General features: G+C 58.0%; 12 protein-coding genes. 3 read left to right on the forward strand and 9 right to left on the reverse strand.

Going from position 1 to position 16,516, the window contains the following annotated elements:
* Positions 1-1,020 precede the first annotated feature (1,020 nt).
* From EKM85_RS01285 to parE, 7 genes are all read right to left on the reverse strand, one after another.
* On the reverse strand, positions 1,021-2,106 hold the full coding sequence (locus tag EKM85_RS01285) for a M42 family metallopeptidase (protein WP_125584467.1): 1,086 nt from the start codon (positions 2,104-2,106) through the stop codon (positions 1,021-1,023).
* Between the two features lie 253 nt (positions 2,107-2,359).
* Positions 2,360-3,292, reverse strand: coding sequence for a manganese-dependent inorganic pyrophosphatase (locus EKM85_RS01290; RefSeq protein ID WP_125584468.1), 933 nt, complete (start codon positions 3,290-3,292; stop codon positions 2,360-2,362).
* A gap of 39 nt (positions 3,293-3,331) precedes the next feature.
* Positions 3,332-4,297, reverse strand: coding sequence for a LysR family transcriptional regulator (locus EKM85_RS01295; protein WP_125584469.1), 966 nt, complete (start codon positions 4,295-4,297; stop codon positions 3,332-3,334).
* 147 nt (positions 4,298-4,444) lie between these two features.
* Positions 4,445-5,278, reverse strand: a complete 834-nt coding sequence (pflA, locus tag EKM85_RS01300; protein ID WP_125584470.1) for a pyruvate formate-lyase-activating protein — start codon at positions 5,276-5,278, stop codon at positions 4,445-4,447.
* 144 nt (positions 5,279-5,422) lie between these two features.
* On the reverse strand, positions 5,423-7,684 hold the full coding sequence (gene pflB / locus EKM85_RS01305) for a formate C-acetyltransferase (RefSeq protein WP_125584471.1): 2,262 nt from the start codon (positions 7,682-7,684) through the stop codon (positions 5,423-5,425).
* Positions 7,685-7,977: 293 nt separating this feature from the next.
* The gene (gene parC / locus EKM85_RS01310; RefSeq protein WP_125584472.1) at positions 7,978-10,428 is read right to left on the reverse strand and encodes a DNA topoisomerase IV subunit A; all 2,451 of its coding nucleotides are present in this window, start codon (positions 10,426-10,428) and stop codon (positions 7,978-7,980) included.
* Positions 10,428-12,440: a DNA topoisomerase IV subunit B gene (gene parE / locus EKM85_RS01315; protein WP_125584473.1), complete on the reverse strand. Its 2,013-nt coding sequence runs from the start codon at positions 12,438-12,440 to the stop codon at positions 10,428-10,430. The genes parC and parE overlap by 1 nt, the downstream gene beginning before the upstream one ends.
* A 364-nt stretch (positions 12,441-12,804) precedes the next feature.
* Between parE and EKM85_RS01320 the strand changes: the two genes are divergently transcribed.
* From EKM85_RS01320 to plsY, 3 genes are read left to right on the forward strand one after another with little or no spacing between them, the layout of a single operon-like run.
* Positions 12,805-13,176: a GNAT family N-acetyltransferase gene (locus tag EKM85_RS01320; RefSeq protein WP_125584474.1), complete on the forward strand. Its 372-nt coding sequence runs from the start codon at positions 12,805-12,807 to the stop codon at positions 13,174-13,176.
* Between the two features lie 5 nt (positions 13,177-13,181).
* Positions 13,182-13,394, forward strand: coding sequence for a GNAT family N-acetyltransferase (locus EKM85_RS01325; RefSeq protein WP_125584475.1), 213 nt, complete (start codon positions 13,182-13,184; stop codon positions 13,392-13,394).
* Positions 13,391-14,008, forward strand: a complete 618-nt coding sequence (plsY, locus tag EKM85_RS01330) for a glycerol-3-phosphate 1-O-acyltransferase PlsY (protein ID WP_125584476.1) — start codon at positions 13,391-13,393, stop codon at positions 14,006-14,008. Before EKM85_RS01325 ends, plsY begins: the two co-directional genes overlap by 4 nt.
* Positions 14,009-14,068: 60 nt before the next feature.
* Here plsY and EKM85_RS01335 read toward each other — a convergent pair whose 3' ends face one another.
* Both EKM85_RS01335 and hslU read right to left on the reverse strand, forming a co-directional pair.
* Positions 14,069-14,947: an aldose 1-epimerase family protein gene (locus EKM85_RS01335; RefSeq protein WP_125584477.1), complete on the reverse strand. Its 879-nt coding sequence runs from the start codon at positions 14,945-14,947 to the stop codon at positions 14,069-14,071.
* Positions 14,948-15,100: 153 nt separating this feature from the next.
* Positions 15,101-16,513 carry an ATP-dependent protease ATPase subunit HslU gene (gene hslU, locus EKM85_RS01340; RefSeq protein WP_125584478.1) on the reverse strand — a complete coding sequence of 471 codons (1,413 nt, stop codon included), beginning with the start codon at positions 16,511-16,513 and terminating at the stop codon, positions 15,101-15,103.
* Positions 16,514-16,516: the final 3 nt, after the last annotated feature.

Genomic DNA, 16,516 nt, shown 5'->3' on the forward strand with positions numbered 1-16,516 from the left:
CTTTCACAGGCTGGGCCGGATCATTATGAAATCGCCATCAGTCCTAATATTAAACGAAACCACCAATCATTCGATTGATGGCTTTTTTGGCATAGGCTGCACTTGCATCGGACCAATCTTCCGCTCATCGTGGCTCCGTTCGCTGGTTATATTCACGTTCCAAACGTCATTATGTGGGATAGTGACGTTTAAAACGTGAGGCCCACGATTCAAGAGTCATGTTCGAAGATATACCGAGATGAAATCGCAATACAAGTTAGCTGAATAAATACGAGGGGAGACCGCTTAGAATCTAGTTAAGTTGTTAAACTTTTACGAGGTATCCGCCTGCTATATTCTAGTTCACATAATATATATTATACGAAGTAGTGTCTGGGAGCCGGAATCACATAATCAACGACAATCTAGCCGTCACTCAGTTCGACAACCTCGTCGGCGAATGCCGTTCAACTTGATTGACCTTTCATTCGCACACCACATCAGCATGCGATCATGTGCTGGTTAACTTGCCATCTTCTTGAGCATGCAGTGCTGAACTGTCGTCAACGCCAACTCGGTGCCTGGAACCATCATGCCACCAGCTGATCAAGTCTTTCTCAAATAGCTGGCGTTTGACTCATGCTGGCATCTTGATTCTGAGGATCTAGGCGGTCGACTGTGCGTCTTCATGGCTGAAAATGCGCCACATTCCATGCTGATCGTGATATCTATCGTTGACGTATCCTGAGCGCAAAAACACGTCACACTGAATCAATGATCTTAACCAGCCGACCAGCGCTTTATCCTTAGGATCAGTGCCGCCATGCTGACAGGCATGATCTCTACGTAGCGCGGTTTGCTGCGAATCAACCGGCTTGCTGACGTGAAGTATTCGCAGGCACAATGATAACACGGCCTTTGAAACTAAACATAACGTTTATTGAAACTAGCATATAATTGCCCGTTTAAAAGTTAGATGTGGCTAACTTTTTACCATAACAAAAAAGCAACCGGCGTGAATGCCCGGTTGCAGTAGCTCTTTTAATCAACAGAATTAAACGATTCGATAGTTGCCTTGTCCAGCCGGCGCAGAATTTCCGTGCCCAGCTTGCTGGAAACCTGGAAATCGCTCAGCGCGGTGAACGTGAAGGCCGTGTGCTCGTAGCGCACTGGGATACCGACAACGATGGTCGGCACACCCTTCCAGTAGCCGATCGCCGCCCCGTTCTGGCCCCCACCCGTCCGCACGGCCCGGGTGTATGGCAGGTGCAGCTCATCGGCGAGGTCAGCCGCAAACTGCTGGAAATTCGGGTTAGCAATGTAGGTCGTATCCAGATCCCGCAGCATCGGCCCGGCTTTGACGCGGGTCTGCGACAGCCAGTCGGGCTCGAAGGTGTCGTCGGCCGGCACGCCTTCGTAAACAATGGCGATGTCAGGATCCACTTTGCGGGCCGTGACGTACGCGCCGCGGAGCCCCACTTCCTCCTGCGTTGACAGCCCGGCCACGACATCCACGGCTAGGTCATCGTCCTTGAGGTTGTCAAACGTGTCGATCAGTGCCGCGGCCCCTATGCGATCGTCGAATGCCTTGCCGAAAAACATTCCGTGTTTGGCGTCGTAGTCGCACTTAACGTCCGGGAAAATCGGGCAGCCCGTGTCGATGGCGTAGTCCTCAAGCGTTTCCTCGCGTGAGGTGCTGCCGACATCGATCGACATGCCAGCAATGGTTGGCACGGCATTGCGCTCTGCAGCCGTCATGAAGTGCGGCGGTTTGGTCGCAACAACACCGGGCACATACTCGCCGCGCTTGTTGCGAACGACCACGCGCATCGCCGGGACATTAGTCGGCACCCAGCCGCCAAGCGTGACGAACTTAATCAAGCCGCTGGGGCGAATGGCTTGGACCATGAAGCCCACTTCATCGGCGTGGGCATCCATTTGCACCACGGGCCGATCGCCGGTGTTTTGCTTGCGCGCCGCCAGCGCGTTGAACATACCGTCAATGGTGACGTCGGCGTAAGGCTTCATCTGGTCGCGGTACAGCCGCACCACGTCTTGTTCAAAGCCCGGCTCGCCGTACGCGTCGGAGAATTGTTTGATCAGGTTGATCTGAGTTTGTTCTTCCATTATTTGTATTTGTCCTCCTGAAATGGTTTCGGCTCGGTAAATGCCCCGCCCATCCCGCTAAGTGCACCAGCCTTACGCACCTTTGCCTAATCGGGCTACGGGGTCGACAACGCCCGAGCGGCTAGCTACGCCCCAAGCCTCGCCGCAAAATTCGGCGGCAATGCTCGGGGCTAGGCTAGCCGTCGGGCTAAGGACGTCGCCCCTCCGCACCTTAAACAAAAAGGCCCCGGCAGCTGCCTGAGCCTCAGTCAAATTACGCCTCAAAGGCCTTTTGCAGCGGTGGGACGACCTGCTTCTTGCGGGAAACAACGCCTGGCAGCGCAATGCGGTGATCCGCGTCGAACTTCTGGTTGAAGGCCGCTTCCAGCTTGTCTTCGTTCTTGCCGTAGAAGAACCCGGTCGAGTCAGAGTCCAAGATGTTGGTGGCAATCAGCAGGAAGGAGTCATAACCGTTCTTTTCGGCTTCGCTCTTCATGGTCGCCTCAATGGCCGCCTGGCGCTCGTACACTTCGTTCAGGTCAACGACATTGACCTGGCCGATGCGGACGGAGGAGCCGCCCATATCAAAGCTCTTGGCGTCGCCTTCGACAATGTCCATGTCTGACTTGGCCGCCAGGTTCGTGCCCGCCTTCAGCATGGCCAGTCCGTATTCCTGCAGGTCGATGCCGGCGATCTTCGCCAGTTCTGGGAGGACCTTACGCTCAACGTCAGTCGTCGTCGGGCTCTTCAGCAGCAGCGTGTCTGAGATCATGCCGCTTGCCATCAGGCCGGCCAGCTGCGGGCTGATCGTGAAGCCCTTCTCCTGGAACATCTCGTAAATGACCGAGTTGCAGCTGCCGATCGGCTCTGCCCGGTAGAACAGCGGGGCAGCCGTCTCGAAGTTAGCAATGCGGTGGTGATCAACAACGGCGGCGATGGTGACATCCTTGATGTCAGCGACGCTCTGCTGGAACTCGTTGTGGTCGACCAGCATGACCGTGTCGGTTTCGTTGGCGGCGGTCTTGATCACCCGCGGCGTTGCGTGTTTAAAGTAGTTCAGTGCAAACGCGGTCTCAGCGTTCACTTCGCCAAGCGCGACGGCCTCAACGTCGGTGTTGCCAAGCTGCTTTTGATACTCGGCAAAACTCATTGCGGAGGTAACGGCGTCGGTGTCGGGGTTCTGATGGCCAAAAATCAGTGTTGTCATGATTTGACTCCCTTTTTTCGATTATTGCGCTTACGCGTACTAAACCAGTTTAACACGGTTTTCGGCGACTCGCGACAGGTAATCCTGCTCTTCCAAGTACGCGTCGAACCGGTTCAGGAACTGCTCCACCCGCGGGATCGTATCCTTCCCTTTGCGGAAGATGAAGGCCAATTCGAAGGTCACTGCCGGCTCAAACGCCACCGCGTAGGCATCGATCTCGTCTTGGTGCGCCTGGTAGAACGAGTTCGGCAAGGCGGTGTTGACCCCGGTCAGATTAAGGAACTGCAGCAGCTGAAACGGCGTGGTGAACTGGGCCACGATATGCGGGTAGTCGACCATCTGGTTCTTGTACGCCTCGTGCAGGAAGTACGACAGGAAGTACGACTCGGGATACGACACCCACGGCTGCGCAATGGTGTCGCTGAAGTGCACCCGCTTGCGCTTGGCCAGCTTCTCGTTGTGGTGCAAGAAGAGCAGCTGCTCATCGACGATCTTCCGGCTTTCGTAAGGCTTCCAATTCTTGATGGTGTCGTCTGGCAGGTACATGATTGCCAGGTCGATCTGGTTGTTTTCGAGCTGTTCCCAGATCTCGTGGCGCGTCATGTTCAGGAAGATGATCTGCACGTCGGGATTTTCCTTGTAGTACTGCGCCGAAAAGCCGATAAACGCGGAGGACTCGATCGACGCGAGCATGCCGATTTTGATGACCCCAGAGTTCGCATTGCTGGCCTGCTGGATCTCATCGGTGGCCTGGTTGAGCGTTTCGTAGATCGAATGCGTGGCCTCCAGCATCGTGCGCCCGGCGTCGGACAGGTGCAGCTTCTTGCCGACTGAGTAAAACAGCGGGGCCCCCACCGTGCGCTCCAGCTTCTTGATCTGCTGCGTCAGGGCCGGCTGCGTGATCCCCAACAGTTGCGCGGCCTGAGTATAGTTCATGGTGTCAGCGAGTTGCAGAAAATACGACAACGTCTTCGATGAGAAAATGCTTTCTTGCTTCGTCTTCATGCTATAGCTCCTTTGTCCGGGCCACGCCCACGTACCACATCAACGGCATCTCGATCAATTAATAATTCACTTACTCAATAATAAGGTACAAAAAAAGAAAGAGCAACTAAAACGTCCTCTTTCTTATCATAACAATCATCAAATATTCTACTGTGCCGGCTTCCAGGTCTTCCACCCGAGGTAATCCGCCGTGTGCAAAAGTTGTTCCGCGTTCTTGACCCGGGCGGCCGTTGGCGGCTCGATGCCTTCCAGCGGGTAGGTAATGCCGAGTTCGTGGTACTTCTTCACGCCCAGCGTGTGGTACGGCAGCACCTCGACCTTCTGCACGTGGTCTAAGGTCTTGATGTAGTCCCCGAGCTGCTTAAGGTAGACGTCGTAGTCCGTGCGCTGCGGCACCAGCACGTGGCGGATCCACATGTCGCAGCCATTCTGCGACATCCATTGGATCATGTCGAGGATGTTCTCGTTGCCGATCCCCGTGAGCTTCTTGTGCTCAGCCGAGTTGATGTGCTTGATGTCGACTAGCGAAATGTCGGTCACGGCCATCAGCTGCTTGAACTTCGAAAACCACGGCTCGTCGCGGGTGAACGGTCCACCCGACGTATCCAGGCACGTGGAGATGCCGCGTGCCTTGGCCTTGGTGAACAGGTCAAGCAGAAAATCGATCTGCACCAAAGACTCCCCGCCCGAGCAGGTCAAGCCGCCGGTCTCGCCCCAAAACGCCCGGTAGCGCTCGGCGTTGTCGAGCAGCTCGTCGGCGGTCATTTCCGTGCCGACCCCGATGTTCCAGGTGTCAGGATTGTGGCAGTACTGGCACCGCATCCGGCACCCCTGCAGGAAGGCGACGAAACGAATGCCAGGGCCGTCGACCGAACCAAAACTTTCTAGTGAATGAACGTACCCGATGACCGGGCCCTTGTCTTCTACCCCAATGGAATCAAGCACATTCAGCGGGGTCGTGGTATTATCGATCAATTTCATCAATCTTGCCTCCTGTCAGCCTCAGCATACGCTGGTCTGCCCACAAGCGGCAAATAATTTTGCCGCCTCTGGGCAAAACGGGAGTCCCAAAGTGGTGACTCCCGTTTCGTCTAACTATTGAGATGTGATCACCGTGGCAAGTTGTTACATCTCTTCGAAGAACGTCCGGGCAATAACGTCGTCCTGCTGCTCCTTGGTCAGATCTGCGAAGTAGACGCAGTAACCAGAGACGCGGACCGTCAGTGTTGGGTATTCTTCTGGGTGCTTCTGCGCATCGATCAAGGTCTCCTTGTTGAAGACGTTGATGTTCAGGTGCATCCCGTTGTTCTCCATGTAGCCGTCGATCATGTGAACCAGCGTGTCCTTGCGAGTCTCATCGTCGTGGCCCAAGGTGTTCGGGGTCACACCGAACGTGTTGGAGATCCCGTCTGTTGCGTAGTGATAAGGGATCTTCGCCGTGGACATCAGGGAAGCCAAGGCCCCGTTCTTTTCAGCGCCGTAAGCCGGGTTTGCACCAGGTGAGAATGGTTCGCCCTTCTGGCGGCCGTTAGGGGTGGTCCCGGTGTTCTTCCCGTAAACCACGTTGGAGGTGATGGTCAGAACAGAAGTGGACAGCTTAGCGCCGTGGTACAGGTGGTGGGTGTTCATCTTGTTGTAGAAGTACTTGATGAGCCACTTAGCAATGTCGTCGGCCCGGTCGTCGTTGTTCCCGTAACGTGGGTAGTCTTCGTTTTCGGCCTTGAAGTCGATGGCCACACCGTTTTCGTCGCGGACTGGGTGAACCTTGCCGTACTTGATCGCGGAGATCGAGTCAACGGCGTGGGAGAACCCGGAGATCCCGGTGGCAAAGGTGTAATTCAGGTGCGTGTCCTTCAGCGCCAACTGAGCGGATTCGTAGTAGTACTTGTCGTGCATGTACTGGATCGCGTTCAAGGCGTTGACATAGACGTCGGCCAGCCAAGTTGCCTGAACGTCGAACTTCTTCATGAATTCATCGTAATCGATGACATCAGAGGAAATTGGCTCGGTTTCTGGCCCCACTTGGGTCTCGCCGATTTCGTCCATCCCCCCGTTGATGGCGTAAAGGATCGCCTTCGCCAGGTTGGCCCGGGCGCCGAAGAACTGAACCCCGTCCTTGATTGGCTGAGCGGACACACAGCAGGCAATGCCGTAGTAGTCCGTGCCCCATTCGGTGCGCATCAGTGAGTCGTTTTCGTACTGAATGGTCGAACTGGAGATGGAGACTTCGGTTGCGTAACGCTTGAAGCCTTCCGGCAGCTTCTCGTCCCACAGCAGCGTGATGTTTGGCTCCGGTGCGGCGCCCATGTTGTCAAGCGTCTTCAGGAAGCGGAACGCCGTCTTGGTGATGTGGTGCCGGCCGTCAAAGCCAACGCCGCCCAGGCTCAGGGTTGCCCAGATCGGGTCGCCAGAGAACAGTGAGTTGTACTCTTCGGTGCGGATGAAGCGCACCATGCGCAGCTTCATGACCAAGTGATCGATCAGCTCTTGGGCCTGGCTCTCATCCAACAGGCCGCGCTTCATGTCGCGTTCGATGAAGGCGTCGATCGTGGTGTCGATGCGGCCAACGGACATGGCCGCCCCGTTTTGGGTCTTAACGGCGGCCAAGTAGCCGAAGTAGATCCACTGAACAGCTTCCTGAGCGGTGGTCGCTGGCTTGGAAATATCAAAGCCGTAGCTGGCCGCCATCTTCTTCATGTCGTTCAGGGCCCGGTACTGGTCGGAAACCTGTTCGCGCAGGCGGATCACATCGTCGGTCATTTCGCCGTCGCCGATATTGTCAAAATCAGCCTTCTTGGCGGCCATCAGCTTGTCGATCCCGTAAATCGCGATCCGCGGGAAGTCGGCAACGATGCGGCCACGGGCGTATGCGTCAGGCAGGCCGGTCACGATCTTGTAGTGGCGCGCCTTGCGCATATCTGGCGTGTAAACATCGAACACCCCTTGGTTGTGGGTCTTGTGGTATTCGGTGAAGATCTTGTGCATTTCAGGATCTGGCGTGTAGCCGTAAGACTTCAACGCATCTTCAGCCATCCGGATCCCACCGAAAGGCATGAACGCACGCTTGAACGGCTTGTCAGTTTGCAGACCCACGATCTTTTCCAGGTCTTTGTTCAAATAGCCAGGGCCGTGGCTGGTGACCGTTGCGACGACTTTGGTATCCGCATCAAGGACACCGCCAGCCGCACGTTCCTGCTTCTTCAGGTTCAAAACCTGGTTGTTCAGGATCGTGGTTGCCTCAGTCGGGCCGGCAAGGAATGATTCATCGCCGTTATACTGTGTCAGGTTGTGCTGAATGAAATCGCGAACGTTGATCTCATCCTGCCAGTCGCCGCCATTGAAACCTTCCCAGTAGGTCTTGATGTCGGTTTTGTCTAACTGCTTCATCTGGATAGCCTCCTATTGTTGAACTTTTACCACAGTTCTTACGTAATTAGTATAACACGTCACAAGGGCTGTGCAAGCCTTTTCTTTCCCCCTTTAAAGGCAAAGAGAGCGGTGTCAGGAACGGGGCCCAATTGTAAACTTAGGTAAACTATTCACAAAGATTTTCGGCCAAAATGTTGATACTACGGCATTTCTAAGGTCCCCTGTCGCATCAAACTGTACTACAGTTATTCGAGTTGTGTATTGCAACAGAAGCACAAAAAACGAGGCGTCGCCGCCTCGTTAGAAAAAAATTAATTTTCTGCCGGTGTTTCGAGTAATTGGGTCAGGTGAACAAAACTTGGGGTCCCCTGCGTCTCGGTATCCAGGACGAAGGAGCCGTTCGAATACCGGTCGCCGTCTGGGTAATCACTGGCCGCAAGCTCGACCTGCTCGCCCTTGTCGGTGACGACGGTGATGAGCGTATTGTCGTCGACCACACTCATCGCCGCGATGCGGTGCGGATCGCGCTTCAGCTCCCGCAGGACCATCAGGCCGCGGCGCGCTCGGGCGCTAACGCCCATTTCCTTGAGTTTCATCTTCTTGAAGGCGCCGCGCTGCGTCAGGATGCCGATCTCGGTTTTTTCCGGATCATCAACCAGCGCAAAGTTGACCACATAATCGCCCGCCTTCAGGCTCATGCTTTTGACCCCGGTGGAGCGGGCCCCGATCACGCTGACGTCCGCCAGCGCGAACTGCAAGCCGTACGCCTGATGGGTCACGGCAAAGACCGTCTGCACTGAGTCCGGCGCGGCAAAGTAGACGTTGGTGACGCTCGCGCCCTTGCCCTTGAGCTTCATGGCCACCATCGGCCGGCTCTTGTAGCTGCGCTGCGGCTGCAGGTCCGCCAGCGCGGTTTGCTTGATGTAGCCATCCGACGAGCCCAGGACAAAATTGCCCTTGGCCGTCAGCGCATCGAAGCCAAACGCGCCGATCACGTGCTCGTCATTGCCGATCCCCACGGCCTGGGACAGGTGCTCCCCGGCGTCCTTCCAGCGGGAATCTTCCAGCTCGTGAACGGGCCGGTAGATCACGTTGCCGGCGCTGGTGAAGATGTAGAGGTGCTGCAGCGTCCCCATTTCGCGCTTGAAGACGGGAAAATCGTTGGTCTTGAGCCCGTTGTCTTCATCCGCCACGGCCTGGTAGGAGCGCAGCGAGCTGCGCTTCATGTAGCCGTCGCGGGACACCAGGACCATGACGCGCTCGTCGGCCACCGTCACGGTGGTATCGACCTCCAGCGCCTCGATCTGCGCCTCGATCGTCGACTTGCGGTCCTTGCCGTAGGTCTTGGCGATCGCCGCCAGCTCCGCTTCGATCACCGCGTCTCTGGCCGAATCGTGATCGAGGATATCATGATAGGTCGCGATGCTCTTGGCCAGCTGGGCGGCTTCTTCCTCCAGCGCGGTGATGTCCGTATTGGTCAACCGGTACAGCTGCAGGGACACGATGGCCTCGGCCTGGTCGACCGAAAAGGCGTACTGCTTGACCAGGTTGGCCTTGGCATCGGCTTTGTTGTCGCTGCTGCGGATGGTGTGGATGACCTGATCGAGGATCGAGATCATCTTGATCAGGCCTTGAACGATGTGCTGGCGCGCTTCGGCCTTGCTCAGATCGTACTTGGTCCGGCGGGTCACCACGTCCTGGCGGTGCTTGAGGTAGGCCTCGAGCATGGGCTTCAGCCCCAGCTGCTTGGGCTTCAGATCGGCAATGGCGACCATGTTGAAGTTGTAGTTGATCTGCAGGTCGGTGTTTTTGAACAGGTAGGTCAAGATGCCATCGGCGTTGGCCTCTTTTTTCAGCTCGATGACCACGGACAGGCCGAAGCGGTCGGATTCGTCGCGCACCTCGGCGATGCCGTCGACCTTCTTGGCCAGCCGCAGTTCGTCGATCTTCTTGATGAGCAGCGCCTTGTTGACCTCGTAAGGCAGCTCGGTGATCACGATCTGCTGCTTGCCGCCGCGCATCGTCTCCGTGTGCGCGCGGGAGCGCACCACGATCTTGCCGCGGCCCGTTTCGTAGGCCTGGCGAATCCCGGCCAGCCCCTGAATGATGCCGCCCGTCGGAAAATCGGGCCCCTGAACGAACTTCATCAGGTCGCCCAATGTCGCGTCGGGGTGCTTCATCAGGTAAAGCAGCGCGTTAATGACCTCGCGGAGGTTGTGCGGCGGAATGTCGGTCGCATAACCGGCCGAGATCCCGGTCGCGCCGTTGACCAGCAGGTTGGGAAAAGCGGCCGGCAGCACCGTCGGCTCCTCGGTGGTGTCATCGAAGTTCAGCACCATATCCACGGTGTCTTTTTCGATGTCCTTCAAAAGCTCACCGGCGATCTTCGCCAGCCGGGCCTCCGTGTAACGCATCGCGGCAGGCGGGTCGCCGTCCATGGACCCGTTATTCCCGTGCATCTCGATCAGCGGCTCTTCCAGCTTCCAGTCCTGCGACAGCCGCACCATCGCCTCGTAGATCGACGAGTCGCCGTGGGGGTGAAAATTACCCATGACGTTCCCGACCGACTTGGCGGACTTGCGAAAGCCCTTATCAAACGTGTTCCCATCCTGATTCATCGCATAAAGGATGCGCCGCTGAACGGGTTTAAGGCCGTCCCTGACGTCAGGCAGGGCCCGCTCTTGGATGATGTACTTGGAGTAGCGACCGAAGCGCTCCCCCATCACCTCTTCAAGCGTCATTTCTTGAATGTGATTTGCCATTACTTACCCTTCTTCGAAATCTGCTTTTTGATCTGGGCAACGCCAAACTGCATGTCGCTGTGGTCGGCGGTCTTGGTCTCCATGATCGAGCCCTCCTCGTCCATGTCAAAGTCGACGTTGCGCTCGATCCACTCGCGCCGCGGCTCAACCCGGTCGCCCATGAGCGTGGTGACCCGGCGCTCCGCCAGGGCTCCGTCTTCGACGTGCACCCGGATCAGCGTGCGCGTCTCCGGGTTCATCGTGGTTTCCCAAAGCTGGTCGGCGTTCATTTCGCCCAGCCCTTTGAACCGAGTCAACACGTAGCCCTTGCCCATCTTTTTAGTTTCTTTTTCCAGTTCGTCGTCGGTCCAGGCGTAGGCGATCTTGATGTTCGCGCCCTTACCCTTCTGCAGGCGGTAAAGCGGCGGCAGGGCAATGTAGATCTTGCCGGCATCCATCAGCGGGCGCATGTAGCGGTAGAAGAACGTCAGCAGCAGGATCTGGATGTGGGCGCCGTCGGTATCGGCATCGGTCATGATGATGACCTTGTCGTAGTTGGCCTGCTTGACGTCAAACTCGGCGCCGACGCCGGCCCCGATGGTGTAGATCATCGTGTTGATCTCTTCGTTCTTGACGATGTCCTGGAGCTTGGCCTTCTGGGTGTTCAGCACCTTCCCCCGCAGCGGCAGGATGGCCTGAAACTTGCGGTCGCGGCCCTGCTTGGCGGAGCCGCCCGCAGAATCCCCTTCGACAAGGTACAATTCGTTCTTGCTGGCGTTCTTGCTTTGCGCCGGCGTTAGCTTCCCGGACAGTAGCCCCTGGTCCTTCTTCTTGCGCTTGCCGGTGCGGGTGTCGTCGCGGGCCTTGCGCGCGGCCTCGCGGGCCTCCCGGGCACGCAGGGCCTTTCTGACCAGCTCCTGCGCGTCGTCGCCGCCTTCCATCAGCCAGAAGCTCATCTTCTCGTAGATGATCTGGTCGACGGCGGTGCGGGCCTGGGGCGTGCCCAGCTTGCCCTTGGTCTGACCTTCGAACTGCAGGATCTCCTCGGGAATGCGCACAGACAGCACGGCGGCCAGGCCTTCGCGGACATCCGAGCCCTCAAGGTTCTTGTCCTTGTCCTTCAGCAGGTTGACCTTGCGCGCAAAATCGTTGAACGCGCGGGTCAAGGCGGACCGCATGCCGACCTCATGGGTGCCGCCGTCGCCGGTGCGCACGTTGTTGACGAAGCTGATCGTGTTTTCCGAGTAGCCGTCGTTGTACTGGCCGGCAAAATCGACCACGATGCCGTCTTTGTCGCCCTCGAAGTTAAAGACGGGACTGACGGTGTCGCGGTCCTCGTTCAGGTACTTGACGAAGCTGACCAGTCCGTCCGGGTAATGGTACGTCTCGGCGCGGCCGGTGCGCTCGTCGGTCAGGGTGAACACGATGTTCTTCAGCAGGAACGCGGATTCGTGCAGGCGCTCCGCCAGCGTGTCGAAGCTGTACGTCGTCGTTTGAAAAATAGTCGGATCCGGCTTGAAGGTGATGGTCGTGCCGTTGGGCTCGTTGACCTTCCCCAGCTTTTGCAACCCGCCATCGGGGTGGCCGCCGTTGATGAAATGCTCCTCAAAGCCCTGCTTGTCGCGCACGACGCGCACGGTCAAGGCTTCGCTGAGCGCATTGACGACCGACGAGCCCACGCCGTGCAGGCCACCAGAGGTTTTGTAAGAATTCTGGTCGAACTTCCCGCCGGCGTGCAGCACCGTGAGGATGACCTCAATGGTCGGCTTGCCCGACGCGTGCATCCCCGTCGGCATCCCCCGCCCGTGGTCCTTGACCGTGATGGAATTATCCTGATGGATCGTCACCGCGATGGTGTCCCCGTACCCGGCGAGGGCCTCATCGACTGAATTATCGACGATTTCGTAAACCAGATGGTGCAACCCGCGGGCATCGGTCGAGCCAATATACATCCCGGGCCGCTTCCGCACGGCTTCCAGGCCGTGCAAGACCTGAATTGATGAATCGGTGTATGTTTCACTTGCTTTTGCCATTAATTGCTCCTCTTTTCGTGCAACTCCAATTACAATACACCAGACCGGCGTTTAGATGAAAGTCAATTTTATTAAAGGCTGCGAAGCCGAGCGCACTTAGCCCGACGACTAGCCTAGCCTGAAGCATTACCGCCGGTCTTTGGCGGTGAGGCTTCAGGCGTAGCTAGACGCTCGGGCGTTGCTCGGCTGAGCGCAACTAAAGGCTGCGAAGCCGAGCGCACTTAGCCAGACGACTAGCCTAGTGAACCGAAGCTGCCGCCGAATACCGAATACTTGTTCGGGCAACCTATTTTACGCAACATTCTCCCTGTCGTCAAAAAATGGTAAACTGGACCCACTGATATTTCCGCTAGAAGGTGTTTGCTTGCCAGACTTTCTCACTAAACCGACGCTGACGGCAGGCGCCGTCACACTGCGCCCGTTTAACGCTGCCGACATCCCCCGGATGCTCGAGATCCTGGCGTTGCCCCAGGTGAATCTGTTCACCGGTGCCTTAACGCACACGCCAAGCGCGACGGCGCGCTTCCCGGCCAATGCCAGCGACGAAAAGCGGTATCGGGCCTGGTACCAAACCCGCAACCAGCAGCCGGACCGCCTGGACCTTGCGCTCCACGCTAGTGGTCAGTTGGTTGGCGAAGTCGTGCTGAACGAGTACGCTGCGGCAATCAATTCCTGCAACCTGCGCGTGCTGATCGCCGATGATGCCACCGGGCGCGGCACGGGACCCAAGCGCTGACTTTGATGCTCGGGTACGCCTTCACTGACCTCCACCTGACGGCCGTCACGCTTGACGTGTTTGACTTTAACCCGCGGGCGCTGCATGTTTACCGCAAAGTGGGCTTCACGCAAACCGGCCGCATTGAACACGACCTGGTGCTCGACGGCCAGCCGCACACGACCTTCACCATGCGGGCAACTGCCGCCTCATTTGCTAAGAAAGGACCTCAGTTATGACACTCGCATTATGCTTCGTCCTTGCCTACCTGATCGGCTCCATCCCCAGCGGGGTCTGGGTCGGGCAAGCCTTCTTCCACCAGGACATCCGCACCGCCGGCTCCCACAACATCGGCACCACTAACGCGTACCGCGTGCTCGGCCCGGTCGGGGGCACCATCGTCCTGGTCATGGACATCTTAAAAGGCACACTCGGGGCCAGCCTGCCCATGCTGTTCGGCCTGCATCCCCACTGGCTGGTGCTGCTGGTCGGGCTGGCTGCCGTATTCGGCCACACCTGCTCGATTTTCATCGGCTTCAAGGGCGGCAAGGCCGTCGCGACCTCGGCGGGCATCGCGCTGGCGTACAACCCGCCGTTCTTCCTGTTCTGCTGCGCCGTCTTCATCAGCCTCGTGCTGCTGACCTCCATGGTCTCCGTCGCCTCGACGCTGGGGATGTTTCTGATCACACTCGCCACCCCGCTTTGGCACGACTGGATCCTCACCGCTGTGGCGGCACTGATCTGGCTTTTGATCATGGTGCGCCACCGTGCCAACTTTGCCCGCATCAAAAACGGCACCGAGAACATGGTCCCATTCGGGCTGGGCCAGTACCTGCGCAAGCGCAAATCCTAAACCAATGAATCAATTAACGCAAAACGCCAAGGCAATCCTGCCTTGGCGTTTTTTTTGCCTTTAGAAGATCTCGATCAAGTAACTGTGATCAAAGGTGCTGATCGGCGCCAGCTTGTTGATGCCGAGCTTCTGGGTGAAGTCGCCGGTCGCGTCCGTCGTGTCGGCAATGCCCCACCACGGCTCCAGGCAGACAAAGTTGCCCAGCGTCGGGTACGGGCTCCACACGCCGAGAAACGGGGCGTCCGCGACCGTCAGGATCACGCCGTGGCGCGTCTTGTCCGAGCGCAGGGAGAAGCTGGACCGCCCGTTCAGCTCGTAGATCACCGCGTCGTCCTTGAAGAACTCGTGGCTGAGCTGCAGGTTGGTGTCGGTGGCGGCCAAGGTGCGGTGCTGGTAGTCGATGCCCTCACCGGCGATCAGCGGCACCCGCACCCGCGACTTCAGCGGCTGAAAGCCCAGGTAGTAGTCCTCGAACTTGGTGTCATCCGTCAGCGGGATCTGAAACCCGGGGTGGCCGCCGACGCTGAAGTACAGCGGGTGGTCGGGATCCGGGTTCTCCACGTGGTAGCTCACCGTCAGCCCGTTGTTCTCCAGCAGGAAGGTCAGCTTGAGGACAAATTTGAACGGGTACATCTTCAGGGTCGCCGCATCCTCCGTCAGGGTGAACACCGCGGTGGTTGGGGTCTGCTCTTCGACCGCGAAGTCGCGGTCGCGGGCAAAGCCGTGCTGCGTCATGTGGTAGGTCTGACCTTGGTACTGGTACTCATCGTTCTTCAGGGCCCCCACGATGGGAAACAGCACCGGCGCGTGCCGCTTCCAGATCTTGGGGTCGGCCTGCCAGACGTACTCCCGGTTCGTGTGGTTGTTGATGATGCTCGTCACTTCCGCGCCGTGCGGATCGATCGTGACGGTCAGAAAATCATTGGTCAGCGTTACCATTTCACTCAGTCCTTTGATATATATTATCAGCCATAAAAGTCAACGTGTCTTATTTAACCATGGGAACGCTTCACTTTCAAGCCGGAAGTGCCGCCCGGGCCCGGCGTGCGCAAAAAGCGGCGCGCCACGTGGCCGCCGCTTTAAGGTCGCCGGTTACAGAATGTACCGCGTCATGTTCTTATCGGCCGCAATGTCGCCAACTTTATCGTTGACGTACTTCTCAGTGATCGTGATGTCGCCCATCTGCATGTCGGGCCCCTCGTACAGGATGTCTTCCAGCAGCTTCTCGAGGATCGTGGCCAGCCGCCGCGCCCCGATGTTGTCGGTGTCGCGGTTGACGTCGATGGCGATCTCCGCGATGCGGGCGATGGCCTCCTGGGTGAAGGTGACCTTGACGCCGTCGGTCTTGATCAGCGCCATGTACTGCTTGACCAATGCGTTGTCCGGCTCGGTCAGGATACGGATGAAGTCTTCCTTGGTCAGGTCCTTGAGCTCGACGCGGATCGGGAAGCGCCCTTGCAGCTCGGCGATCAGGTCGGACGGCTTGGCCGTGGCGAACGCGCCGGAGCCGATGAACAGCACGTGCTCGGTGTTCAGGGGCCCGTACTTGGTGTTGACGACGGACCCTTCAACGATCGGCAGGATGTCGCGCTGCACGCCTTCGCGGGACACTTCGCCGGACGTGTTCTTGTTGCCGGCCGCGATCTTATCGATTTCGTCGATGAAAATGATCCCGTTGTCCTGGGCGGACCGGATCGCGTTGTGGTAGATGTCGGCGTGGTTGACCAGCTTGGCGGATTCCTCGCGGATGAAGACCTCGCGGGCCTCGCGCACGGTCATGGTGCGCTGGACCTTGCGCTTGGGCATCATCTGGCCCATCATGTCGGACAGGTCGATGCCCATCGCGCCCATGGCGTCATTGGCGCCGGTGGGCTTTTTCTCGTCTTCCACCGCCACGGTCAGCTCGCGGTCTTCCAGCAGGCCTTTTTCCAGCTGGTCGGCAACGCTGAGGCGCTGGTTACGGATCTCGTCGTTCAACTCGCCGTCTTCTTCCTTGGGCTGCTGCGGCATGCCTTCGCCGTTTTGCAGGCCCTGCATCATGGTCATCAGCTCGGCCATCGGGTTTTGGGTCTTCTTCTCCTTCTTGATGGCCGGGACCAAAAGGCGCACCAGGCGCTTGTTCGCCTCGCGGGTCGCGCGGCCGCGGACATCCCCGTAAGCCTTGTCCTCTTCCATCTTGACGGCGGTGTCGGCCAGGTCGCGCACCATGGACTCCACGTCGCGGCCGACGTAGCCGACTTCGGTGAACTTGGTGGCCTCGACCTTCACGAACGGGGCGTTCACGACCTTCGCCAGCCGGCGCGCGATCTCCGTCTTGCCGACCCCGGTGGGTCCGATCATCAGCAGGTTCTTCGGCGTGATGTCCTGCTGCATCTTCTCCGGCAGCTGCATCCGGCGGTAGCGGTTGTACAGCGCCACGGCGACGGCGCGCTTGGCCTCGTCCTGGCCGATCACGTACTTGTCCAGTGCCGCAACGATTTCTTTAGGGGTTTTAACAGCCATAATGGG

The organism is Lacticaseibacillus jixianensis (assembly GCF_003946485.1).
Taxonomy (GTDB): domain Bacteria; phylum Bacillota; class Bacilli; order Lactobacillales; family Lactobacillaceae; genus Lacticaseibacillus; species Lacticaseibacillus jixianensis.

What these genes read in the sequence shown, in the direction of transcription:
- EKM85_RS01285 (WP_125584467.1), bottom strand. Translation starts at nt 2,106, where the DNA reads ATGGAAGAACAAACTCAGATCAACCTGATCAAACAATTCTCCGACGCG.
- EKM85_RS01290 (WP_125584468.1), bottom strand. Translation starts at nt 3,292, where the DNA reads ATGACAACACTGATTTTTGGCCATCAGAACCCCGACACCGACGCCGTT.
- EKM85_RS01295 (WP_125584469.1), bottom strand. Translation starts at nt 4,297, where the DNA reads ATGAAGACGAAGCAAGAAAGCATTTTCTCATCGAAGACGTTGTCGTAT.
- pflA (WP_125584470.1), bottom strand. Translation starts at nt 5,278, where the DNA reads ATGAAATTGATCGATAATACCACGACCCCGCTGAATGTGCTTGATTCC.
- pflB (WP_125584471.1), bottom strand. Translation starts at nt 7,684, where the DNA reads ATGAAGCAGTTAGACAAAACCGACATCAAGACCTACTGGGAAGGTTTC.
- parC (WP_125584472.1), bottom strand. Translation starts at nt 10,428, where the DNA reads ATGGCAAATCACATTCAAGAAATGACGCTTGAAGAGGTGATGGGGGAG.
- parE (WP_125584473.1), bottom strand. Translation starts at nt 12,440, where the DNA reads ATGGCAAAAGCAAGTGAAACATACACCGATTCATCAATTCAGGTCTTG.
- EKM85_RS01325 (WP_125584475.1), top strand. Translation starts at nt 13,182, where the DNA reads ATGCTCGGGTACGCCTTCACTGACCTCCACCTGACGGCCGTCACGCTT.
- plsY (WP_125584476.1), top strand. Translation starts at nt 13,391, where the DNA reads ATGACACTCGCATTATGCTTCGTCCTTGCCTACCTGATCGGCTCCATC.
- EKM85_RS01335 (WP_125584477.1), bottom strand. Translation starts at nt 14,947, where the DNA reads ATGGTAACGCTGACCAATGATTTTCTGACCGTCACGATCGATCCGCAC.